This window comes from Pseudomonas sp. IPO3749 (assembly GCF_013386605.1).
GTDB lineage: Bacteria > Pseudomonadota > Gammaproteobacteria > Pseudomonadales > Pseudomonadaceae > Aquipseudomonas > Aquipseudomonas azotoformans_A.
The window spans coordinates 111,116-134,099 of record NZ_JACARN010000042.1 but is presented as its reverse complement, the minus strand read 5'-3'; the positions used below and the strand labels follow the sequence as shown (position 1 = coordinate 134,099).

Sequence of the window (22,984 nt, the reverse complement as noted above, 5' to 3'; positions counted from 1 at the left end):
TCAGCCAATCAGTTGAGCATCCCGCAACGCCGTCAGCGCCGCCAGCCAACGCGGATCCTGCTTGTATTCCGTCGAAGCAATTGCCTGCCCACGCATCCGCGCAATGCGTGGCGATGGCGTGACCTTCATACGCTGGGCGGCGGTCAACGCCAGTTCGGCAGCCGCGCGATCATTGCACACCAGGCCCATGTCGCAACCGGCCGTCAGCGCCGCTTCGATACGGCTGGCGGCGTCGCCCACCACATGGGCACCGGCCATGGACAGGTCATCGCTGAAAATCACCCCATCGAACTGCAACTCACCACGCAAGATCTCCTGCAACCAGCGGCGCGAGAACCCGGCTGGCTGGGCGTCGACTTGCGGATAGATCACGTGCGCGGGCATCACCGCCGCGAGTTGCTTGCTCAAGCGTGCGAAAGGTACCAGGTCATTGGCGCGAATCTGTTCCAGGCTACGTTCATCATTGGGAATGGCGACGTGGGAGTCGGCCTCAGCCCAACCATGACCGGGAAAGTGCTTGCCAGTAGCAGCCATGCCCGCGCTGTTCATGCCTCGGATAAAGGCACCGGCCAGCATGGCGGCGCGCTCCGGGTCGCCTTCGAAGGAACGGGTGCCGACCACGGCGCTGCGTTGGTAGTCCAGGTCCAGCACTGGAGCGAAGCTCAGGTCCAGGCCAACGGCCAACACTTCAGTCGCCATGATCCAGCCACACTGCTCGGCCAGGTATTCGGCGTTGGGGTTATCCGCCAAGGCACGCATGGCCGGCAAGCGCACGAAACCCTGGCGCAGGCGCTGTACGCGGCCGCCCTCCTGGTCGACGGCCAGCAGCAGGTCCGGGCGCACTGCGCGAATCGCTGCACTCAATTCCCGCACTTGGCGCGGATGCTCGATATTGCGCGCGAAAATGATCAGGCCGCCCACTTCAGGCTGGCGCAGCAGGTGGCGGTCCTCGGCCGTCAGCCAGGTGCCGGCCACGTCGACCATCAAAGAACCTTGCAGGGCAGCAGTCATAAACCTTCCTTAAATAACGCACACAACCCGTTGCCCTCACCAGGCGCAGTGAGCACAACGGGTTATGAGTAAATAGCTGAATTCGGCATGGGCCGCTAGCTTAGCGGATGCAAGCGACCGCGCCCACCCGGCGCGGTCAAACCTTGGCGGGTGCTGGCGCGGACTTGCTGCGTGGGCGCAATTGGGCGGCGGCCATGGCGGCGTCGGTCACGCCGGTTTCGGCGCGCATGCCGGCGGCCAGGAACGGCACCATCAGGCGCATGACCTGCTCAATGGAGGTGTTGACGCCGAAATCAGTCTCGGCAATGGCCCGCAACGCTTTGATCCCAGACATGCTGAACGCAGCGGCACCGAGCATGAAGTGCACACGCCAGAACAGCTCGATCGGCGGAATACGCGGAGCGGCCTCGTTAACCAGCAACATATAGCGACGAAATACCTTGCCGTACATGTCTTCGAGGTAACGGCGCAGGTGACCCTGGCTCTGGCTGAACGCCAAGCCCAACAAGCGCATGAAGATCGACAGGTCGTTGCCACTGCGAGGCTGAACCACCAGAGCTTGCTCAACAAGGATTTCCAGCAGTTCTTCCAGGGTCGGCTTATGGTCAGCCTTGGCCTGGCGACGCTCGAGTTCACGGTCGAGGCTCGCGCAGAACGGCCCCAGGAAGCGCGAGAACACCGCCTGGATCAGGGCCTTTTTCGAGCCGAAATGGTAGTTCACTGCGGCGAGGTTGACGCCAGCCTTGCTGGTGATCAGCCGCAATGAAGTTTCAGCAAATCCTTTTTCCGCGAACAATTGCTCGGCAGCATCGAGAATGCGTTCAACGGTTTCCGACTGGGCCATGGCTACTCCGCCTGACAAACACTTGTTTGAAACATACGTTTCAGGGTGTGTCTTGTCAAGCCTGCGGGTTCGCTTTCCGGCCGGGCAGTCATACATTTCATCGCTATTTAATCACATCCATACCGGTCTGTAGGCAGCGCTATCCCTGGCTTGTGGGAAGCATGCCTGATGACCGTCCAGCGGAGTGGCGAAAAAGGATGATTGCCAAGCGCAGTTCACTGTATATAATCCCAGTCACTGTATAAAAAGACAGAGCGATCAACATGCTAAAACTGACGCCACGCCAAGCTGAGATTCTGGCTTTTATCAAGCGCTGCCTCGATGACAACGGCTACCCGCCGACACGAGCGGAAATTGCGCTGGAACTGGGGTTCAAGTCCCCCAACGCCGCGGAAGAACACCTCAAGGCCCTCGCTCGCAAAGGCGCGATCGAGATGACCCCCGGTGCCTCGCGCGGTATTCGCATCCCTGGCTTCGAAGCCAAGGCCGACGAATCGACCCTGCCGATCATCGGCCGTGTCGCCGCCGGTGCGCCGATCCTGGCGCAGCAGCACGTCGAGGAATCCTGCAATATCAACCCGACCTTCTTCCACCCTCGCGCCGACTACCTATTGCGGGTCCATGGCATGAGCATGAAGGACGTGGGCATCTTCGATGGCGACCTGCTGGCCGTCCACACCACCCGCGAAGCCCGTAATGGCCAGATCGTCGTCGCCCGTATCGGCGATGAAGTCACCGTCAAACGCTTCAAGCGCGAAGGCAGCAAGGTCTGGCTCCTGGCCGAGAACCCTGACTTCGCCCCGATTGAAGTGAACCTGAAAGATCAGGACCTGGTGATCGAAGGCTTGAGCGTCGGCGTCATTCGCCGCTAAAGGAGGCATCATGCAGCTCGTCCACACCCCACAACACACACAACTGTCGCTGTTCGAGGCCTTCATGGCCCAACCCCTTGCGCCTATCCTCAAGGAAACGGTCGAGGCGCCCTGGGGCGCCGAACCTGAGGCGTTCAGTGAATTGTCGTTGCGCGGTGCAGCGGGGAGTTGCCTGAGCCTGTTGGCGCCGATCCTGCGTGATCTGAGCGAAGAGCAGGACGCACGATGGCTGACACTGATCGCCCCGCCCGCCAGCCTGACCCAGGCCTGGCTGCGGGATGCCGGTCTCAACCGCGAGCGCATCCTGTTGCTGCAGCCACGCGGCGCGCAAAGTGCCCAGCAGTTGACCTGCGAAGCACTTCGCCTGGGCCGCAGCCATACAGTGGTGAGCTGGTTGAATCCACTGAGTGTCAGCGCCAAGCAGCAACTGATCAGTGCTGCGCGCACAGGTGATGCGCAGAGTTTGAATATTCGATTGGGATAAAATCACCAAGCCTGGCCTGTGGTCGGCGCGCTTGCTGTGGCGAGCGAGCTTGCTCGCGCTGGGCTGCGAAGCAGCCCCAAAACTGGCACCGTGGAATGCCTGACCTATCGCATCAATCTATTCAGGGCCGCTTCGCAGCCCAGCGCGAGCAAGCTCGCTCGCCACAGAAGCCCGCATAACCACAATAGCGCCCTTCACCCTAGAACTCAGTGCAGAACCCGCGGCCCCTCGTCTTTCTCAGGCTCGCCTTCCGCCAGGCGACCGGCCATCTGCACACCCACGCTCAACATGGCTTTAGCCACTTCCACGTGCTGGCCTTGCAGGAACTGTTTGGCATCTTCGGAAAAGTCCAAGATAACCAGAGAACCCTCGTCCTCAGCCCGGCGCAGCTCGATTCGGCCGTCAGGCAATTCAACAATTTCCAGAAAGGACGTTGGCATAAAAGTCTGTTCTCCACGAAAGGCCGGGATTATATCAGTCATCCACCCAGCCCCGCAGAGGATCTGAACAGGTTTCTTGACAGCTTGATGAATGGTCGCCTAGAGGATGCTCAACACTCGTTGAGACCTTCGCGAAAGCGCAGTGCCATCTTTTTCAGTTCCTGGCGCCAGCCTTCCAGCTCTTCCCGACTCAACGGCTTGGGCTCATCTTCTTCCAGCGCAACCGCCACGATCAGCGGCTGGGTCACATCGCCCTTGGGCACATGCGGTATACGCGGCGGCTGAAACATATCCGCATGCGCCTTGAGCAAACGCGCCACCCAACTGTCCGGGCTTTGAGCCATTTCCACCAGTTCGGCCAGCTCAGGAATGGCCATCGAGTCCAGCACTTCGCGATTCATGATCATTTCTGCACGGGGCGAGCCGGCTTGAGGCAGGCGGTAAAACCCGGCTATTTCATGGCACAGGCCCAGCAAGGCACCGTACAGATGGAACAACGCCGCTTCACGCCCCGCCTGGACCAGCGCGATGGCATTCATCTCTTTCCCTTCCTCGGCGCGGCCAAGGGCTTCCAGGGATAAACCCGCGAAGTAAATTTTCTGATTGGTACGGGTATAGAGTTCGTTGGCCATGACGGCAATCTCCACAACGAATAAGCGTGATGCTGGCTGAACAGTGTCACGGATCTGCCGAGCGCACTGCAAGGGCAAAAAAAGGCCGCCTGTGCAGGCGGCCTTTGTCATTGGCAGATTAGCCGATCAAGCGCCCTGGCGCTTGTCCTCGACCTTCCACTTGCTGCCGTCGTAGAACGCTTTCCAGCCGGTAGGCTTACCGTCCACTTCGGTCTGCACGTACTGCTCCTTGGTCTTGCGGCTGTAGCGGATCACGGCTGGTCGACCATCCGGGTCCTTCTTCGGCGCTTCACACAGGAAGTGGTACTTCGGATCGATCTCATCCTTGTGCGGCACGATCTCCAGCACCAGCGGTGCACGGGTCTCGCGGTTTTTCGGGAACTGGCTGGCCGCCAGGAACAACCCCGAAGCGCCGTCACGCAGGATGTAGGTGTCGTTGACCTTCTCGCACTTGAGTTCCGGCATCTTCACCGGGTCCATCTTCGGCGGCGCCGCGTCACCGCTTTTCAGCAGTTTGCGGGTGTTCTTGCAGGTCGGGTTGGTGCAACCGAAGAACTTGCCGAAACGGCCGGTCTTGAGCTGCATCTCGCTACCGCACTTGTCGCACTCCAGGCTCGGACCTTCGTAGCCCTTGATGCGATAGGTGCCCTCTTCAATCTCGTAGCCGTTGCAATCCGGGTTGTTACCGCAGATGTGCAGCTTGTGCTTCTCGTCCAGCAGGTAGGCGTCCATCGCCGTGCTGCAGATCGGGCAGCGGTGCTTGCCACGCAGGACCAGCGACTCGGACTCACCCTCGTCATCGGCAGCGATTTCATCACCCGGCACCAGGTTGACGGTGGCCTTGCAGCGCTCTTTCGGCGGCAGGCTGTAGCCCGAGCAACCGAGGAACACGCCAGTGGACGCCGTACGAATCTGCATCGGTCGACCGCAGGTCTGGCACGGGATGTCGGTCATCACCGGCTGGTTGGCGCGCATGCCGTTTTCAGGGCTTTCGGCTACTTCGAGTTTCTTCTTGAAGTCGCCGTAGAACTCGTCCAGCACGCTTTTCCAGTCGCGTTCGCCCTGGGCCACGTCATCGAGGTTCTCTTCCATACCGGCGGTGAAGCCGTAGTCCATCAGGTTGGAGAAGCTCTCGGACAGTCGCTCGGTCACGATGTCGCCCATCTTTTCCGAGTAGAAACGACGGTTGTGCAGCGCAACGTAGCCACGGTCCTGAATAGTCGAGATGATCGCCGCGTAGGTCGAAGGACGACCGATGCCGCGTTTTTCCATCTCTTTTACCAGGCTGGCTTCCGAATAGCGCGCCGGCGGCTTGGTGAAGTGTTGCGACGGGTCGAGCTTGATCAGCTTCAACGTGTCGCCCTGGGCCATGTCCGGCAGCACGTCGTCATCGCCAGGCTTGGCGATTTGCGGCATCACACGGGTATAGCCGTCGAACTTGAGGATACGGCCTTTGGCACGCAGCTCGAAGTCGGAAGCCGCCACCGTCACGGTGGTGGACAGGTATTGCGCTGGCAGCATCTGGCAGGCCAGGAACTGGCGCCAGATCAGCTCGTAGAGGCGCTCAGCGTCGCGCTCCATGCCGCTCAGCTTGGCAGGCGTGGTGTTGGCGTCGGAAGGACGGATCGCTTCGTGAGCCTCTTGTGCGCCTTCCTTGCTGCTGTAGACGTTTGGCTTCTCCGGCAGGTACTTCTTGCCGAACTCTTCTTCAATGTAAGTACGCGCCATCGCCACCGCATCTTGCGACAGGTTGGTGGAGTCGGTACGCATATACGTGATGTAGCCGGCCTCGTACAAGCGCTGGGCCATCATCATGGTTTTCTTCACACCAAAGCCCAGGCGGTTGCTCGCGGCCTGTTGCAGGGTGGAAGTGATAAACGGTGCCGACGGCTTGCTGCTGGTCGGTTTGTCTTCACGCTTGACGATGCTGTAGCTGGAAGACTTGAGCTTCTCCAGCGCGGCCATCGCCTGGGCTTCGTTCAGCGGCTTGAACGCCTCGCCTTTCTCGCGGGCCACTTCAAAACGTACGTTGGCCCCCTTGGCGGTGCCCAAGTCGGCGTGGACTTCCCAGTATTCTTCGGGGATGAACGCACGGATCTCGCGCTCACGCTCCACCACCAGCTTCACGGCAACCGATTGCACACGACCAGCGGACAGGCCACGGGCGATCTTGGCCCACAGCAGTGGCGAGACCATGTAGCCCACGACGCGGTCGAGGAAACGACGGGCCTGTTGGGCGTTGACACGGTCGATATCCAGTTCGCCCGGCTTGGAGAAAGCTTCCTGGATGGCTTTCTTGGTGATTTCGTTGAACACCACGCGCTTGTAGCGGCTGTCATCACCGCCAATGGCTTCCCGCAGGTGCCAGGCAATGGCTTCCCCTTCGCGGTCCAAGTCCGTCGCGAGATAGATGGTGTCAGCATCCTTGGCGAGCCGGCGCAGCTCTTCGATGACCTTTTCCTTGCCTGGAAGGATTTCGTACTTGGCCTTCCAGCCATGATCCGGGTCCACACCCATGCGCGAGACCAGCTGCTTGCGCGCTTTCTCTTTAGGGGTGAGCACCGGACCTTCGCCCGCAGCCGCCTTGCCGCGCTTGGCGGCTGGCTCCTTGCTGGCGCTAGCCGAACCGCTGGTGGGCAGGTCTCGGATATGGCCGATACTCGACTTCACCACGTACTCGTTGCCCAAGTACTTGTTGATGGTCTTGGCCTTAGCCGGGGATTCCACAATGACCAGCGATTTGCCCATGGATCGGAAAATTCCTGAATTCGAGAAGTGAAAGGCAGTTGGCGCCTGTCGCGGCAACGCTATATATAGTGGCAACAAGGTGAGGTCAAGCGCAGCATTCTGCGCGACCTGCCGTTATTGCCCTGAAAAAAGACTGGGTTCGGCCTGGACCAAAGCAAAGCGCGGGACCTGCTCGCCGTCAACTTCGACGGTCTCCACAAACATGCTCAACGGGCGCACCCAAAAGCCGTAATCGCCATACAGTGCTTGGTAGAACACCACTTCCTCTTCGGTCTCGGAGTGGCGCGCCACGCTGAAAACACGGTACTGCGGACCTTTATAATGCTGGTAGAGCCCTGGTTCGACTTTCATGCTCTGGCCCTCTTACAAAATTTGTTAAAAAAAAAATACAAAACCACCCAAAAACAAAAACCGGGGCACTGGGCCCCGGCTTCCGTCAACCCAACGCTTAGACGCGTTCGAAGACGGTGGAAATGCCTTGGCCGAGACCAATGCACATGGTTGCAACCCCAAGGTTGCCGCCATTTTGCTTCATCACGTTAAGCAAAGTGCCGGAGATACGCGCACCGGAGCAACCGAATGGGTGACCCAGGGCAATCGCGCCGCCGTGCAGGTTAACCTTCTCATTCATCTTGTCGAGTACTTTCAAATCTTTCAGCACGGGCAAGGCCTGTGCAGCGAAAGCTTCATTGAGCTCGAAGAAGTCGATGTCGTTGATGGTCAGGCCCGCGCGCTTCAAGGCTTTTTGTGTGGCCGGTACTGGACCATAGCCCATGATTGCCGGGTCCACACCCGCCACGGCCATCGAACGGATCACGGCCAGCGGTTGGATGCCCAGGTCCTGGGCACGCTGCGCCGACATCACGATCATGCACGAAGCACCGTCGGTGATTTGCGACGAAGTACCGGCAGTCACGGTGCCGCCCTTTGGATTGAACGCCGGCTTGAGCGCCGCCAGGCTTTCCAGGGTGGTGTCCGGACGAATGGTTTCGTCGTAGTCGAACAGTTTCAGGAAACCGTTCTCGTCGTAACCGTTCATCGGGATGATTTCATCCTTGAACTTGCCTTCCACAGTCGCTTTGTGGGCGAGCTGGTGGGAACGCAGGCCGAACGCGTCCTGGGCTTCGCGGGTAATACCGTGCATTTTGCCGAGCATTTCCGCAGTCAGGCCCATCATGCCCGAGGCTTTTGCCGCGTACAGCGACATGTGCGGGTTAGGGTCAACGCCATGCATCATACTGACGTGGCCCATATGCTCCACGCCACCGACCACGAACACATCACCGTTGCCGGTCATGATCGCCTGGGCGGCAGTGTGCAGCGCGCTCATCGACGAACCGCACAGGCGGCTCACAGTCTGGCCGGCGGCGGTGTGCGGGATCTGGGTCATCAACGACGCCATGCGCGCAATGTTCCAGCCCTGCTCCAGGGTCTGGTTGACGCAGCCCCAGATCACGTCTTCGACTTCGTTCGGGTCGACCTTGACGTTGCGTTCCAGCAGTTTGCTGATCAGGTGTGCCGACATATCTTCGGCACGGGTGTTGCGGTGCATGCCGCCCTTGGAGCGGCCCATCGGCGTACGACCGAAGTCGACGATCACGACGTCTCTTGGATTCAAGCTCATAAATATTCTCGCTCTAGTCGTCTGGGCACTTAACCGAAGAAGCGCTGGCCGTTCTTGGCCATTTCACGCAGCTTCGCGGTCGGGTGGTACAGCGGGCCCAAATCAGCGTATTGATCAGCCAGGGCAACGAACTCGGCCACACCGATCGAGTCGATGTAACGCAGCGCACCACCACGGAATGGAGGGAAACCAATACCGTACACCAGGCCCATATCGGCTTCGGCGGCGGTCTCGACGATGCCGTCTTCCAGGCAACGCACGGTTTCGAGGCACAGGGCGATCATCATCCAGTTGATGATGTCTTCGTCCGACACCTCACGCTGTTCGTAGATGACCGGAGCCAGCACTTCATGCACCGACGGATCGGCCACTTTCTTCTGCTTGCCCTTCTTGTCGGCCTCGTAGGCGTAGAAGCCCTTGCCGTTCTTCTGGCCCAGGCGCTTGGCCTCGTACAGCGCGTCGATCGCCGAACGGCGGTCGTCTTTCATGCGGTCCGGGAAGCCTTCAGCCATGACGTCGCGACCGTGGTGGCCGGTGTCGATGCCGACCACGTCCATCAGGTACGCCGGGCCCATTGGCCAGCCGAATTTTTCCATGACTTTGTCGATGCGCACGAAGTCCACACCGGCGCTGACCAACTTGGCGAAACCGCCGAAGTACGGGAACAGCACGCGGTTGACCAGGAAGCCCGGGCAGTCGTTGACCACGATCGGGTTCTTGCCCATTTTCTTGGCGTAGGCAACGGTGGTGGCAACCGCCAGCTCGCTGGACTTCTCGCCACGGATCACTTCCACCAGCGGCATCATGTGCACCGGGTTGAAGAAGTGCATGCCGACGAAGTTCTCCGGACGCTTCAAGGCCTTGGCCAGCAGCGAGATGGAAATGGTCGAGGTGTTGGACGCCAGGATGGTGTCGTCTTTAACCTGAGCTTCCACTTCGGCCAGCACGGCTTGCTTGACCTTCGGGTTCTCGACAACGGCTTCGACCACCAGGTCGACATGGCCGAAATCGCCGTAGGACAGCGTAGGACGAATGCCGTTAAGCACTTCAGCCATCTTCGCGGCGGTCATGCGACCTTTATCCACGCGGCCGACCAGCAGCTTGGCGGCTTCCGCCAGGCCTTGCTCGATGCCGTGCTCGTTGATGTCTTTCATCAGGATCGGCGTGCCTTTGGACGCCGACTGATAGGCGATACCGCCGCCCATGATACCGGCGCCGAGTACGGCTGCCTGTTTCACGTCCTTGGCGATTTCGTCGTAGGCCTTGGCCTTTTTCTTCAGTTCCTGATCGTTCAGGAACAGGCCGATCAGGCTCTGGGCTGCGGAGGTTTTCGCCAGTTTGACGAAGCCTGCCGCTTCCACTTCCAGGGCTTTGTCGCGACCGAAGTTCGCGGCTTTCTGGATGGTCTTGATCGCTTCAACCGGCGCGGGGTAGTTCGGGCCGGCCTGGCCAGCCACGAAACCTTTGGCGGTTTCGAACGACATCATTTGTTCGATGGCGTTGAGCTTGAGTTTTTCCAGCTTCGGCTGACGCTTGGCCTTGTAGTCAAATTCGCCGCTGATGGCGCCCTTGATCAGGTTCAGTGCGGCTTCTGCCAGTTTGTCCGGGGCAACCACAGCGTCAACGGCACCGACTTTCAGCGCGTCTTCAGCACGGTTTTCCTTGCCAGCGGCAATCCACTCGATGGCGTTGTCGGCACCGATCAGGCGCGGCAGGCGTACGGTGCCGCCGAAACCTGGGTAGATGCCCAGTTTGACTTCAGGCAGGCCGATCTTGGCCGTGGCCGACATGACGCGGAAGTCTGCCGCCAGGCACATTTCCAGGCCGCCGCCCAACGCGATGCCGTTGATCGCGGCGACGGTCGGTACGTTGAGGTCTTCAAAATCGCTGAAAATCTTGTTGGCTTCGAGGTTGCCAGCCACCAGCTCGGCATCGGGCAGCTTGAAGTTGTCGACGAATTCGGTGATGTCAGCGCCGACGATAAACACGTCCTTGCCGCTGGAAACGATCACGCCCTTGACCGAAGCATCTGCTTTGATGGTGTCTACGGCCTGACGCAATTCATTCAGGGTTAGACGGTTGAACTTGTTGACGGACTCACCCTTGAGGTCGAATTTCAGTTCGACGATGCCACTTTCAAGAGCCTTAACCGTGATGGCTTTACCTTCGTAAATCATCAACTGATCTCCACGATATGGAAGCTGAACAGTACACACTGGACGCTGGCCTCTGGTTGGACATTGATGAATTCGCCAATGTTCACGCCAATCCGCCAGGCACACCCGCCAATGCGATAGTCGGGATTCTGTATGAGTCGTCTGACAGACAAACGCTCAATTCATACGCCCGTTTGATTTGGGTACGCCACCTTCATCCAATTCCGGGCAATTGTCAATCGCTCGAAAGGCTAGGAAAAACGCGACTTTCCAGTCATTTCAGAACCCCAACCCTAAGCCCGCGACTCGTCAATATTCAACTATTCACGAAATCAATAATGGAAAAGATATGGAAAAAGACTGTACAGAACGGGATATGCGGCTAGGCTAGCCGCAACTGTAAAGCGTCTGGATGAACATCCGACGTGCGAAACACCAGAATTACCGGCCTGCCTGGCCAACTCCAGCCCGATGATGATGTCGGGCTTTTTATTGCCTGCGATTCAGGCCAGGGCCTTGAGCAGCGCATCAATAGCCTTCAACACGCTCGCCTCGCCCTTCTCGCCCCAATACAAGGCGATCATCTGCTTGTCGGCTTCGACCTTGTAGACGTTGTCCGGCAGCGTCGCAAAATGCGGCAACAACTTTTCATCGGCGCACACTTCGCGCCACTGATTCACCCAGACCCCGGGCTCCAGCTGCCAGTAACTCCAGATCGCCGGCGTGCTGCCGCGTCGTGGCCGGCAATACTGCGCGCACGGGCTCGGCGGCTCTTGCTTGAGCCAGTGCGGCCATTCCTGGGGCGACAACTGCATGGTCAGGCCAATGCGGCGTGCCTCCATGCGCAGGGCCATGCGCCCGCTCTGATGACGCGACGGGCGCAGCCATGCCAGAGGGCTCAGAACCACCACAAGGATTGACACCACTATCCAGACCGTCATATGTGTACTCCCGAATTTCTAGATGAGCGGATTTGACCTGACGCAACCCCATCCGCTTGAAAGCAGCCATACTGAACTTATTGCAGTCCCTTGGAGGAACGCCTCATGCCCTACCAACATATTCTGGTCGCTGTTGATCTGACCGAAGAGTGCGATCCAGTGATCAAGCGCGCGCAGGAGTCTGCATTGGCCAATGGCGCCATACTGTCGCTGGTGCATATCGTCGAGCCCATGGCCATGGCCTTTGGCGGTGACGTGCCGATGGACCTTTCCCAGTTGCAGCAACAGCAGTTTGACCAGGCCAAGGAGCGCCTGGACCGTTTGATTCTCAAATACCCGCACTTGAAAAAGGAAGACTGCCACCTCACCTACGGCCAACCGCGCCAGGAAATCCACCATCTGGCCAAGGAAAAGGGTTGTGACCTGATCGTGGTCGGCAGCCATGGCCGTCACGGGCTGGCGTTGCTGCTCGGTTCCACCGCCAATGATGTGCTGCACGGTGCGCCGTGCGATGTGCTGGCGGTGAAGCTGGTCAAAGACGCCAAGTAAACCGATACGAAAAGCCCGGCACTCAGATCAGTGAGGCCGGGCTTTTTTATGGCTGGCGGGTCAATCAGGCATCCAACTCGGCCCAGCGCTCAACCAGCACTTCCAACTCCTGGTTCAGTTTCTCCAGGGAAGCGATGACCTTGGCGGTTTCTGCCGCCGGACGCAGGTAGAAACCCGCGTCAGCCATGTCCGCTTCTACAGCGGCAATCTGCTGTTCCTTGGCGTCGATATCACCTGGCAAGGCTTCCAGCTCGCGCTGCAGCTTGTAGCTGAGCTTCTTTTTGGCCGAAGGCGCAGCTTCTTGGACAGGCGCAGCAGCGGCCACCGGGGTCACCACCGCCGAGTTCAAGTCGGCCTTGCCGGACTTGCTCTCGGTCACGCCCAGCAGGCGCGGCGAGCCGCCCTGGCGCAGCCAGTCCTGATAACCACCGACGTATTCACGCACCTTGCCTTCGCCTTCGAAGACCAGGGTGCTGGTGACCACGTTGTCGAGGAATGCCCGGTCGTGGCTGACCATCAGCACAGTGCCGTTGAAGGTCAGCAGCACTTCTTCCAACAGCTCGAGGGTTTCCACGTCGAGGTCGTTGGTCGGTTCGTCGAGCACCAGCAGGTTGGCCGGCTTGCTGAACAGCTTGGCCAGCAGTAGGCGCGCACGCTCACCACCAGACAAGGCTTTCACCGGCGTACGTGCACGCTGCGGGCTGAACAGGAAGTCGCCCAGGTAGCTGAGCACATGGCGGCTCTGGCCGTCGATGTCGATAAAGTCGCGGCCTTCGGCGACGTTGTCGATCACGGTTTTTTCCAGGTCCAACTGGTGACGCAACTGGTCGAAGTAGGCCACGTCAATGCGCGTGCCCTCTTCCACGGTGCCGCTGGTCGGCTGCAGACCGCTGAGCATCAGCTTGAGCAAGGTGGTCTTGCCGGTGCCGTTGGCGCCCAGCAGGCCGATACGGTCGCCGCGCTGCAGGACCATGGAGAAGTCCTTGATCAGGAACGGGCCGTCCGGGTGATGGAAGCTGACGTTCTCCAGCACCATTACTTGCTTGCCCGACTTGTCGGCGGTGTCCAGCTGGATATTCGCCTTGCCGGTGCGCTCGCGGCGTTCGCTGCGCTCGACACGCAGGGCTTTCAGGGCGCGTACGCGGCCTTCGTTACGGGTGCGACGGGCCTTGATGCCCTGGCGGATCCAGACTTCTTCCTGGGCCAGCTTCTTGTCGAACAACGCGTTGGCGGTTTCTTCGGCGGCCAGCGCGGCTTCCTTGTGTACCAGGAAGCTGGCGTAGTCACCGTTCCAGTCGATCAGGCCGCCACGGTCCAGTTCAAGAATGCGGGTGGCCAGGTTCTGCAGGAAGGAACGGTCGTGCGTGATGAACAGCACGGCGCCCTGGAATTCCTTGAGGGCTTCTTCCAGCCAGGCAATCGCGCCAATGTCCAAGTGGTTGGTCGGTTCGTCGAGCAGCAGCAGATCCGGCTCGGACACCAAGGCCTGGGCCAGCAGCACGCGACGACGCCAGCCGCCGGACAACTCGGCGAGGGTCTTGTCGGCCGGCAGCTGCAGGCGGCTCAGGGTGCTGTCGACCAGTTGCTGCAAGCGCCAGCCATCACGGGCTTCGAGGTCTTGCTGAACGTGCATCAACTTGTTCAGGTCATCTTCGGTGACGCAGTTCTGCGCCAGGTGATGGTATTCGGCGAGCAGTGCGCCGACGCCGTCGAGGCCTTCGGCAACCACGTCGAACACTGTCCGTCCGTCGGCCACCGGCAATTCTTGCGGCAATTCGCCGATCTTGAGGCCCGGCGCGCGCCATACGGAGCCGTCATCGGGCTTCTGGTCGCCTTTGACCAGCTTCATCATGCTGGATTTGCCGGTGCCGTTGCGGCCGATGATGCACACCCGCTCACCACGGGCGATCTGCCAGGACACCTTGTCCAACAACGGCATAGCGCCGAAAGCAAGGGACACATCGCTGAATTTGAGCAGGGTCATACGCTTCTCCAAAAACTGGGCGCGCATTCTACCTGAGTTAGGGGTGGGATGCGGCTGGCATTTTCGCTGCCGACACGTTCTGTAGGACATTTCCAACGAACTTGAACGAACCGCCCAGCAAAGCTTTCGTCTGCGTCGGGCAAAAGGCTAAGCTAGGGGCAATCAGTGTCGGCGGTGCCGATGCTAGTCGTGATTTCTCTGCACGGACGTCTCATGCGCAGTCGCCTTTTCAACTTTTTATCTTGTCTGCTTCTTTCCGCCACCGCCGTTCAATCCGCCCAGGCCGTGGACCTCACCACCCAACGTCAATATTACGATGAAGCCAAACGCGCCTTGGCCAAGGGCGATACCGGCCCGTACATGCAATACAGCCAGGCCCTGGCCGATTACCCGCTGACGCCCTACCTGGCCTACGACGAACTGACGGCGCGCCTGAAAACCGCGAGCAACCAGGAAATCGAACAGTTCCTGGCCAAAAACGGTGACCTGCCCCAGGCCAACTGGATGAAACTGCGCTGGTTGCGCTGGTTGGCCGAGCGTGGCGATTGGCAGACTTTTGAAAAGTACTACGACGCCAAGCTCAATTTCGTCGAGCTGGACTGCCTGCAGGGCCAGTACCAACTCACCCACAATCTGAAAGCCGAAGGCTACAAGACCGCCGAAAAACTCTGGATGACCGGTAAATCTCAACCGGCCGCCTGTGATGCCACCTTCGGCCAATGGGCGGCTGACGGCCAGCTCACCGAACAGAAGATCTGGGACCGCGCCAAGCTCGCCGCCGAAGCGCGCAACTACGCGCTGGCCAACAGCCTGGTGAAAACCTTGCCCACCCTCGGCGCTCAAGGCCGCCTGATGGTGGACGTGGCGCAAAAGCCCGACATGCTCAGCGACCCGTCACGCTTCCTGCCGGCCACCGAGGCCATGTCTGACGCCGTGGGCCTGGGCTTGCGTCGCCTGGCCCGCCAGGATCCCGACAAGGCCATGGCCCTGCTGGACGGCTACGCCAGCAGCATGCACTTCTCCCGTGACGAAAAAGTGTCGATCGCCCGGGAAATCGGCCTGACCCTGGCCAAGCGCTATGACCCGCGCGCCCTTGAGGTGATGACCAAATACGACCCAGAACTGCGCGACAACACCGTCTCCGAATGGCGCCTGCGTCTGCTGTTGCGCCTGGCGCGTTGGGAAGATGCCTACCAGTTGACCCGCAAACTCCCACAAGACTTGGCGACCACCAACCGCTGGCGCTACTGGCAGGCCCGCAGCCTGGAACTGGCAGAACCCAAGAACCCACAAGCGTTGGTGTTGTACAAGAACCTGGCACAAGAGCGTGACTTCTACGGTTTCCTTGCGGCGGATCGTTCCAAAGCCCCGTATCAGTTGAAGAACAAGCCGCTGCTGATGAGCCAGGCACTGGTCAACAAGGTGCGCAACACGCCGGGCGTGCGCCGTGCGCTGGAATTCTACGCCCGTGGCCAGATCGTAGATGGCCGTCGCGAGTGGTATCACGTAAGCCGTCACTTCAACCGTGACGAGATGGTCGCCCAGGCCAAGCTGGCCTACGACATGAAGTGGTACTTCCCGGCGATCCGCACCATCAGCCAGGCGCAGTACTGGGACGACCTGGACATCCGTTTCCCGATGGCCCACCGCGACACCCTGGTGCGTGAAGCCAAGGTGCGCGGCCTGCATTCCAGTTGGGTATTCGCGATTACCCGCCAGGAAAGCGCCTTTATGGACGACGCCCGCTCCGGCGTCGGTGCCAGTGGCCTGATGCAACTGATGCCTGGCACTGCCAAGGAAACCGCGCGCAAGTTCAGCATCCCCCTGGCCTCCCCGGCCCAGGTACTGGACCCGGACAAGAACATCCAGCTCGGCGCTGCCTACCTGAGCCAGGTGCACAGCCAGTTCAACGGCAACCGCGTGCTCGCCTCTGCCGCCTACAACGCCGGCCCCGGCCGCGTGCGCCAGTGGCTGCGTGGCGCGGACCACCTGAGTTTCGATGTGTGGGTGGAAAGCATTCCGTTCGACGAAACTCGCCAGTATGTGCAGAACGTGCTGTCTTATTCGGTGATCTACGGGCAGAAGCTCAATTCACCACAGCCGTTGGTGGATTGGCATGAGCGGTACTTTGATGATCAGTAAGGCTCTGGTCGGACGCCGCCGCACTGTCGGTGGTTGAAACCCTGTGGCGAGGGAGCTTGCTCCCGTTGGGTTGCGAAGCGACCCCAAAAATGGGACTGCTGCGCAGTCCAACGGGAGCAAGCTCCCTCGCCACACGTGCATCTTCGCCCTCAACTGCCTGCCAAGGATGCCCGCTCGTGACGACGGGCCCACTTTAGCCCTCGCTGTTCGTGATCTCTGCCCCATCACTGAACTGCAACGCCGCCAGCCTCGCATACAACGCATTGCTTGCAATCAACTGCTGATGCGTCCCCACCGCCACCAACTTGCCCTGGTCCATCACCGCAATGCGATCAGCGTTCTTCACCGTGGCCAGCCGATGGGCGATCACCAACGTGGTGCGCCCTTGCATCAATTGCGGCAGCGCTTGCTGGATCAGGTGTTCACTCTGGGCATCGAGGGCGCTGGTGGCTTCGTCGAGCAGCAGGATCGGCGCGTCCACCAACAACGCGCGGGCGATGGCCAGGCGTTGGCGTTGGCCGCCGGAGAGGCCCATGCCGCCGTCGCCGAGGTGGGTCTGATAGCCGTCAGGCATTTGCAGGATGAAGTCGTGGGCATGGGCGATGCGAGCAGCGGCTTCGACCTGTTCCTGGGTGGCGGTCGGGTTGCCGTAGCGGATGTTGTCTTCGACGCTGCCGAAGAACAGCGCCGGGCTCTGGGATACCAGGGCGAAGTGGCGGCGCAGGTCCATGGGGTCGAGCTCGGTGAGTGGATGGCCTTCGAGCAGGATGCGGCCTTGCTGGGGGTCGTAGAAGCGCAGCAACAGGTCGAAAATCGTCGATTTACCCGCGCCGGAGGGGCCCACCAACGCGAGGGTTTCGCCGGGATTGATGGTCAGGTCAAGGCCGTCGATGGCGTAGCTGTCCGGCCGCGAGGGATAGGAAAAACGCAGGTCTTGCAGCTCCATGCGGCCGCTGACGCGGGCGGGCAATTGGACGGTGCCTGCGCTCGGCGCCTGGATCTCGTTGCTCGACTGCAACAACTCACCAATGCGCTCGGCGGCCCCGGCAGCGCGTTGTAACTCACCGAGTACTTCACTCAGGGTGCCGACCGCACTGCCGACGATCAGGCTGTAGAACACGAACGCCGCCAGCTCACCGCCGGAAATACGTCCGCTGATCACGTCCATGCCGCCGACCCACAGCATCACGCCCACGGCACCGAGCACCAGCATGATCACCAGGGTAATCAGCCAGGCGCGTTGGGTGATGCGCTTGCGCGCGGTGGTGAAGGCGTCTTCCACAGTCACGGCGAAACGTTGTTCGTCCTGCACCTGGTGGTTGTAGGCCTGCACGGTCTTGATCTGGCCGAGGGTCTCGGACACATAGCTGCCCACGTCGGCGATGCGGTCCTGGCTTTGGCGCGACAAGCTGCGCACCCGGCGGCCAAAGATCAGGATCGGCGCCAGCACCAGCGGCAGCGCTACCACCACGATACTGGTGAGCTTGGGGTTGGTGACAAACAGCAGCACGATGCCGCCGATGACCATCAAGGCATTACGCAGGAACAGCGACAACGACGATCCGATCACCGACTGCAGCAACGTGGTGTCGGTGGTCAACCGCGACTGGATCTCCGAACTGCGGTTGTTCTCGTAAAAGCCCGGATGCAGGTAGATCAAATGGTTGAACACTTGCCGACGGATATCCGCCACCACCCGCTCGCCGATCCACGACACCAGATAAAACCGTGCGAAGGTACCCACTGCCAGCCCCAGCACCAGCACCATGAACAGACCGATGGACTGGTTGAGCAAGTGCGGGGATTGGGTCATGAAACCCTGATCCACCAGCAGACGGATGCCCTGCCCCATGGACAAGGTAATACCGGCCGTGACGATCAGCGCCAACAGGGCGCCAAGCGCCTGCCAGCGGTAGGGGGCGATGAAGCGGCTGGCCAGACGGATCGCGCGGCGTTGACGGACTGAGAACATGGAGGGCATCACCAATGAGGAACCTGTCCTCAACATTGGGGGAACTTGGGTAAATAACAATGAGTCAGGTTAATTATGCCTGCCGATACCTAACCCTAGAGGCTATCGGTCTAACCCCTGGCTGGAAATTTGTATCGGTTTCTGGTCGACTGGGTATTCGAACCGGTGACTTTGAAAGGAGTTGTAACAGCCTGGTCACGCGGGCGGCTTAGAGTGATAAGCAGAATGGGTACACAACCTGATGAGGAGACAGGCCATGACCTTGCAAAACAGCAGCGATGCCAAGATTGAAGTAATCCGCCAGCCGCAGCAATTGCCCTGCTGGTACGTCGATGCCAATGGCAAAGATGTGCAGATTACCGAAGAGATGATCCAGCAAGCGTGCAGCGAACTGGAACAGCGACTGGTCAAGCCTGCCCAGCAAGGCTGAAGCGCCGACGCTCTTTCAAACCCGGCCCAGGTGGCCGGGTTTTTTATGAGGATCTAGGCGCTCACGGCACCCAATGCGCTGATGATGTTCGACAATGCTGCCGACTCACCGTTAATGCGCACCTTCAAGCCATCAATTTCACGACGTTCAGGATAGTTTTTGCGCAGCAGGTCAAACGCCTTACGCTGCTCTTCAACCGTTCCTACCAGGCTACGCCGGAAATCCGCATCATCACGGCGCGGGTCGTACACGCTGCGGCACAGGGTCGCCAGTGCCCAGGCCGGGTCGGTGGACGCGTTCAAGTGCACCTCGGCCAACCACGGCGGCGGCAGCAAATCACTCAACTGAATGCTCGGCGCCTGCCCCAAGTGCGCGCAGAACGCCTGATAGATCTGCGCCGTGCCGCGTTGCTTGCCCTCCAGGCTGTAGCCGGCGATGTGCGGCGTGGCCAGCACGCACAAATCTGCCAGGTCCACGTCCACTTCAGGCTCGCCTTCCCACACATCCAGCACCGCTTGCAGGTCTTCGCGCGCCAGCAGCACCTCGCGCAGGGCGGCATTGTCTACCACCGGGCCACGGCTGGCGTTGATCAGCCAGGTGCCGTGCTTGAGCTGGTTGAGCCGCTGGCGATCAAACAGGTGCCAGGTGGAACCGTTGCCGGACTTGGTCAGCGGTGTGTGCAAGCTGATCACATCGCATTGCTCGATGATCTGCTCCAGGCTGACGTAATCGCCGTCTTCGGCAATCTGCCGTGGCGGGTCGCACACCAGCACGTTCCAGCCCAGGCCCTTGAGCACCTTGACCAGCCGCCCACCGACTTCACCGGCCCCCACCACGCCATAGGTGCGCTGGGTGAGGTCGGCACCTTCGATTTCCGCCAGGGTCATCAGGCTGCCCAGCACATAATCCACCACGCCACGGGCATTGCAGCCGGGGGCGCTGGACCATTGGATGCCGGCCTGTTTGAAGTAGTCGAGGTCAAGGTGATCGGTGCCGATGGTGCAGGTGCCGACGAAGCGCACCGTCGTGCCCTCCAGCAGCGCGCGGTTGACGTTGGTCACCGAGCGCACCAGCAACACGTCGGCCTGCTCGACCGTGGCGCGGTCGATGGAACGGCCAGGCACGCGGCGAATCTCGCCAAATCCCTGGAAGAATGCATCGAGCAGCGGAATATTTTCGTCGGCAACAATCAGCATGGCAGGCTCCTTTCGCGGACCCGCAGTGTACAGGGATCACAGCCCGCGCTTACAAATCCCTAACACTGGTTTTTTCCTGACCAGTGCGTCAAAGCGTAGAATCCGCCGTCCTTGCGCTTCCCTTTATTGGACACCTGTACGTGAACACTGCAACTGCCACCCTTAGCCGCCCCGCCCGCATCAGCCGGGAAGTCGGCGGCCTGCTGACGCTCGCCCTGCCGATCATGGTCGGCCAACTGGCCACCACCGCGATGAGTTTTGTCGATGCGGTGATGGCCGGCCGCGTCAGCCCCCAGGACCTGGCGGCGGTGGGCCTGGGCAACTCGATCTGGATTCCGGTCTACCTGCTGATGAGCGGTACGCTGCTGGCTACCACGCCGAAAGTCGCGCAACGCTACGGCGCGGGCCAGTACAGTGAGATCGGGCCGTTGGTGCGCCAGTCATTGTGGCTGGCCTTGGTGGTCGGCATCATCGGCTCACTGCTGCTGCTTTGCGCCGAGCCGATCCTGCATGCAATGAAGGTTGAACCGGACCTGATCGCACCCACCATGGGCTACCTGCATGGCATCGCCGCCGGTATGCCGGCCATTGCGTTCTATTACGTGCTGCGCTGCTTCAGTGACGGCCTGGGTCGTACGCTGCCGAGCATGGTCATGGGCCTCTTCGGCCTGGCGCTGAACATTCCGCTGAACTACATCTTCATCTACGGTCACCTCGGCCTGCCGGCCATGGGCGGCGTAGGCTGCGGCTGGGCCACGGCTATTTCGATGTGGGCGATGATGCTCGGCCTGGCCGCCTGGACCCGCTGGGGGCCGGCCTACCAGAGCAGCGAATTGTTCAAGCGCTTCGACTGGCCGCAATGGGCGGTGATCAAGCGTGTGCTGGGCATTGGTCTGCCGATTGGCGTGGCGATCTTTGCCGAGTCGAGCATTTTTGCGGTGATCGCCCTGCTGCTGGGCAGCCTGGGGGCCACTGTGGTGTCCGGTCATCAGATCGCACTGAACGTCAGCTCCCTGGTGTTCATGATCCCCTACTCCTTGAGCATGGCGGTCACCGTGCGGGTCGGCCAGGCCCTCGGGCGTGGCGAACCGCGTGAAGCGCGCTTCGCCGCCGGTGTCGGCATGGGTACGGCGCTGGCCTATGCGTGTTTGTCCTGCAGCCTGATGCTGCTATTACGCGAGCAGATAGCGGCGATCTATACGCCGGACCCGGTGGTCATTCACCTGGCTTCGACGCTGATCGTGTTCTCGGCACTGTTTCAGTTCTCCGACTCGATCCAGGTCACGGCGGCCGGCGCATTGCGTGGCTACCAGGACACCCGCGTGACCATGGTGCTGACCTTGTTCGCGTACTGGGGCGTTGGGCTGCCGGTGGGTTACGCCCTGGGCCTGACGAATTGGCTGGGCGAGCCGAGCGGCCCAAGCGGCTTGTGGCAAGGGCTGATCGTGGGCCTGAGCTGTGCGGCGGGGATGTTGCTGGTGCGCCTGGCGCGCAGTGCACGCCGGCGTATCCGCGCCGACAAGGCGCGGGTTTAAGCGGACTTCTTGCGGATCCAGTACAGGTACGTACCGGCCTGCTCCTGCTGATCCACCAGTTCGTGGTCAAGGAACACGCAGAACTTGGGGATATCGCGGCGCGTGGACGGGTCGGTCGCGATCACCTTGAGCAAGCCGCCGGGCGGCAGGTCGCGGATGTGCTGGTGCAGCATCATCACGGGTTCCGGGCAATTCAAGCCTGTTGCATCTAAGGTGCCGTCGACGGCGCTGTCGAAAATATCGCTCATGATCTACTCCTGAAACTGGCCGCCAGTCTACCGGGCCTTGGTTTTCTTCACATCCACCAACCGACGCAAATGGCAGGTCACTTCCTCACGGTCGTGGTACAGCTGCTTGCAGCCGACCTCCACGCGGATGCCGCGCGCCCTGAAACCGTCTTCGATGCGTTCCAGCAGGCGCTTCACTTCGGCGTAGCGCTGCTTCATCGGCAGCTTCAAGTTCACCACCGCCTCGCGGCAATGCCCTTCGCCGATCCAGGTTTCCAGCAGCGCGGCGTTACGCGCCGGCTTTTCGACGATGTCGCAGACCATCCAGTCCACCGGCTGCTTGGGCACGAAGGTGAAACCGTCGGCCATCAAGTGCTGCACCAGGCCAGTGTCCATCAGGCTTTCGGCCATCGGGCCGTTGTCGATGGCGGTCACCAGCATGCCACGGTTGACCAGTTGCCAGGTCCAGCCGCCGGGCGCTGCGCCGAGGTCCACGCCGGTCATGTCGCCGTGCAGGCGCTCGTCCCACTGGTCGCGGGGGATGAAGTGGTGCCAGGCCTCTTCCAGCTTGAGGGTCGAACGGCTGGGTGCTTCGCGGGGGAACTTGAGACGTGGGATGCCCATCGGCCACATTGCCGAGTTGTTCGACTCGGCCAGGCCCATGAACACTTCGCGGCCACTCTTGAAGGTCAGCAGCAGGCGCGGCTTGCTCGGGTCGTCCACCAGCTTGCCGGCGTTCAGCAGGGCTTTGCGCAGGTGCACTTCGAATTTCTTGCAGAAGTTGGACAGTTCCTTGCCGTCGTTGGTATCGACCATTTCCAGCCACAGGCTGCCGCACACCGGGAACTCGCGCAGGTGAGCGAGGATCACGCTGATGCGGTCGGTTTCCGGCAGGTCGATGAACACCCCGCGCGCCCACTGCCGAGGAAAGATCAGCTCGGCAAAGCGCTGGCCGTGCATCAGGCGTTGGGCGCCGTCCTCGATGGTGCAGACAAATTCGGCGCAGGCGCTGCCGGTCTTGGCCTTGGCGTAGCCGGAAACGTTCAGGCGCGCGGCGAGGTCCGCGATCTCGGAACAGACTTCGCCTTCAAAACCCGGGCGGCAGTGCATAAAAAGGGTGTTCATCAACTCTCCAAGTGAATCAACTGACGTTGCGCTGTCGCAATGCCTGTCATGAAAACCCGCGCATGATAACGG

At 60.6% G+C, this 22,984-nt stretch carries 20 protein-coding genes; 6 read left to right on the top strand and 14 right to left on the bottom strand.

Annotated features, from left to right (window positions below; translation table 11 throughout):
• Together nagZ and HX812_RS17795 are read right to left on the bottom strand one after the other, a co-directional pair.
• A complete protein-coding gene (gene nagZ, locus HX812_RS17800) occupies positions 1-1,011 on the bottom strand; it encodes a beta-N-acetylhexosaminidase (RefSeq protein WP_038846803.1) in 1,011 nt (336 codons plus the stop codon).
• 136 nt (positions 1,012-1,147) lie between these two features.
• Positions 1,148-1,855 (bottom strand): TetR/AcrR family transcriptional regulator, encoded by a 708-nt coding sequence (locus HX812_RS17795; protein WP_033902576.1) that lies wholly within the window; start codon positions 1,853-1,855, stop codon positions 1,148-1,150.
• 263 nt (positions 1,856-2,118) lie between these two features.
• Here HX812_RS17795 and lexA point away from each other — a divergent pair, with 263 nt between their 5' ends.
• Complete coding sequence (gene lexA / locus HX812_RS17790; protein ID WP_038846805.1) at positions 2,119-2,727, top strand: transcriptional repressor LexA; 609 nt, start codon at positions 2,119-2,121, stop codon at positions 2,725-2,727.
• 10 nt (positions 2,728-2,737) lie between these two features.
• Positions 2,738-3,211, top strand: coding sequence for an SOS-induced cell division inhibitor SulA (gene sulA, locus HX812_RS17785; protein WP_028619419.1), 474 nt, complete (start codon positions 2,738-2,740; stop codon positions 3,209-3,211).
• A 206-nt stretch (positions 3,212-3,417) separates the two neighbouring features.
• On the opposite strand, the gene HX812_RS17780 is transcribed toward sulA, so the two are convergent.
• The 7 genes from HX812_RS17780 to HX812_RS17750 form a co-directional block, all read right to left on the bottom strand.
• Positions 3,418-3,651, bottom strand: coding sequence for a hypothetical protein (locus HX812_RS17780; RefSeq protein WP_016975264.1), 234 nt, complete (start codon positions 3,649-3,651; stop codon positions 3,418-3,420).
• Between the two features lie 110 nt (positions 3,652-3,761).
• Entirely contained in the window at positions 3,762-4,283 is a 522-nt protein-coding gene (locus tag HX812_RS17775; protein ID WP_038846553.1) for a DUF6586 family protein, read from the bottom strand.
• 126 nt (positions 4,284-4,409) lie between these two features.
• Positions 4,410-7,031: a type I DNA topoisomerase gene (topA, locus tag HX812_RS17770; protein ID WP_038846550.1), complete on the bottom strand. Its 2,622-nt coding sequence runs from the start codon at positions 7,029-7,031 to the stop codon at positions 4,410-4,412.
• A 114-nt stretch (positions 7,032-7,145) separates the two neighbouring features.
• A complete protein-coding gene (locus HX812_RS17765; protein ID WP_028619417.1) occupies positions 7,146-7,382 on the bottom strand; it encodes a DUF1653 domain-containing protein in 237 nt (78 codons plus the stop codon).
• 97 nt (positions 7,383-7,479) lie between these two features.
• Positions 7,480-8,655: an acetyl-CoA C-acyltransferase FadA gene (fadA, locus tag HX812_RS17760; RefSeq protein WP_016975260.1), complete on the bottom strand. Its 1,176-nt coding sequence runs from the start codon at positions 8,653-8,655 to the stop codon at positions 7,480-7,482.
• Positions 8,656-8,684: 29 nt separating this feature from the next.
• Positions 8,685-10,832: a fatty acid oxidation complex subunit alpha FadB gene (gene fadB / locus HX812_RS17755; RefSeq protein WP_028619416.1), complete on the bottom strand. Its 2,148-nt coding sequence runs from the start codon at positions 10,830-10,832 to the stop codon at positions 8,685-8,687.
• 482 nt (positions 10,833-11,314) lie between these two features.
• Complete coding sequence (locus HX812_RS17750; RefSeq protein WP_038846547.1) at positions 11,315-11,752, bottom strand: hypothetical protein; 438 nt, start codon at positions 11,750-11,752, stop codon at positions 11,315-11,317.
• A gap of 105 nt (positions 11,753-11,857) precedes the next feature.
• Here HX812_RS17750 and HX812_RS17745 point away from each other — a divergent pair, with 105 nt between their 5' ends.
• Positions 11,858-12,301 carry a universal stress protein gene (locus HX812_RS17745; protein ID WP_033902582.1) on the top strand — a complete coding sequence of 148 codons (444 nt, stop codon included), beginning with the start codon at positions 11,858-11,860 and terminating at the stop codon, positions 12,299-12,301.
• 64 nt (positions 12,302-12,365) lie between these two features.
• On the opposite strand, the gene HX812_RS17740 is transcribed toward HX812_RS17745, so the two are convergent.
• Positions 12,366-14,285, bottom strand: coding sequence for an ATP-binding cassette domain-containing protein (locus HX812_RS17740; RefSeq protein WP_033902583.1), 1,920 nt, complete (start codon positions 14,283-14,285; stop codon positions 12,366-12,368).
• Positions 14,286-14,498: 213 nt separating this feature from the next.
• Here HX812_RS17740 and HX812_RS17735 point away from each other — a divergent pair, with 213 nt between their 5' ends.
• Entirely contained in the window at positions 14,499-16,427 is a 1,929-nt protein-coding gene (locus HX812_RS17735) for a transglycosylase SLT domain-containing protein (protein ID WP_038846545.1), read from the top strand.
• A 193-nt stretch (positions 16,428-16,620) separates the two neighbouring features.
• On the opposite strand, the gene HX812_RS17730 is transcribed toward HX812_RS17735, so the two are convergent.
• Positions 16,621-18,408 (bottom strand): ABC transporter transmembrane domain-containing protein, encoded by a 1,788-nt coding sequence (locus HX812_RS17730; RefSeq protein WP_161630241.1) that lies wholly within the window; start codon positions 18,406-18,408, stop codon positions 16,621-16,623.
• A gap of 247 nt (positions 18,409-18,655) precedes the next feature.
• On the opposite strand from HX812_RS17730, the gene HX812_RS17725 reads away from it, so the two are divergent.
• On the top strand, positions 18,656-18,829 hold the full coding sequence (locus HX812_RS17725) for a PA1571 family protein (protein WP_016975252.1): 174 nt from the start codon (positions 18,656-18,658) through the stop codon (positions 18,827-18,829).
• 53 nt (positions 18,830-18,882) lie between these two features.
• On the opposite strand, the gene pdxB is transcribed toward HX812_RS17725, so the two are convergent.
• On the bottom strand, positions 18,883-20,025 hold the full coding sequence (gene pdxB, locus HX812_RS17720) for a 4-phosphoerythronate dehydrogenase PdxB (RefSeq protein ID WP_038846541.1): 1,143 nt from the start codon (positions 20,023-20,025) through the stop codon (positions 18,883-18,885).
• A gap of 140 nt (positions 20,026-20,165) precedes the next feature.
• Here pdxB and HX812_RS17715 point away from each other — a divergent pair, with 140 nt between their 5' ends.
• A complete protein-coding gene (locus tag HX812_RS17715; RefSeq protein WP_038846539.1) occupies positions 20,166-21,560 on the top strand; it encodes an MATE family efflux transporter in 1,395 nt (464 codons plus the stop codon).
• On the opposite strand, the gene tusA is transcribed toward HX812_RS17715, so the two are convergent.
• Together tusA and rlmM are read right to left on the bottom strand one after the other, a co-directional pair.
• The gene (tusA, locus tag HX812_RS17710; protein ID WP_038846538.1) at positions 21,557-21,808 is read right to left on the bottom strand and encodes a sulfurtransferase TusA; all 252 of its coding nucleotides are present in this window, start codon (positions 21,806-21,808) and stop codon (positions 21,557-21,559) included. The two genes, HX812_RS17715 and tusA, sit on opposite strands and share 4 nt — an antisense overlap.
• A gap of 27 nt (positions 21,809-21,835) precedes the next feature.
• Entirely contained in the window at positions 21,836-22,912 is a 1,077-nt protein-coding gene (gene rlmM / locus HX812_RS17705) for a 23S rRNA (cytidine(2498)-2'-O)-methyltransferase RlmM (RefSeq protein WP_038846537.1), read from the bottom strand.
• Between the last annotated feature and the right edge of the window lie 72 nt (positions 22,913-22,984).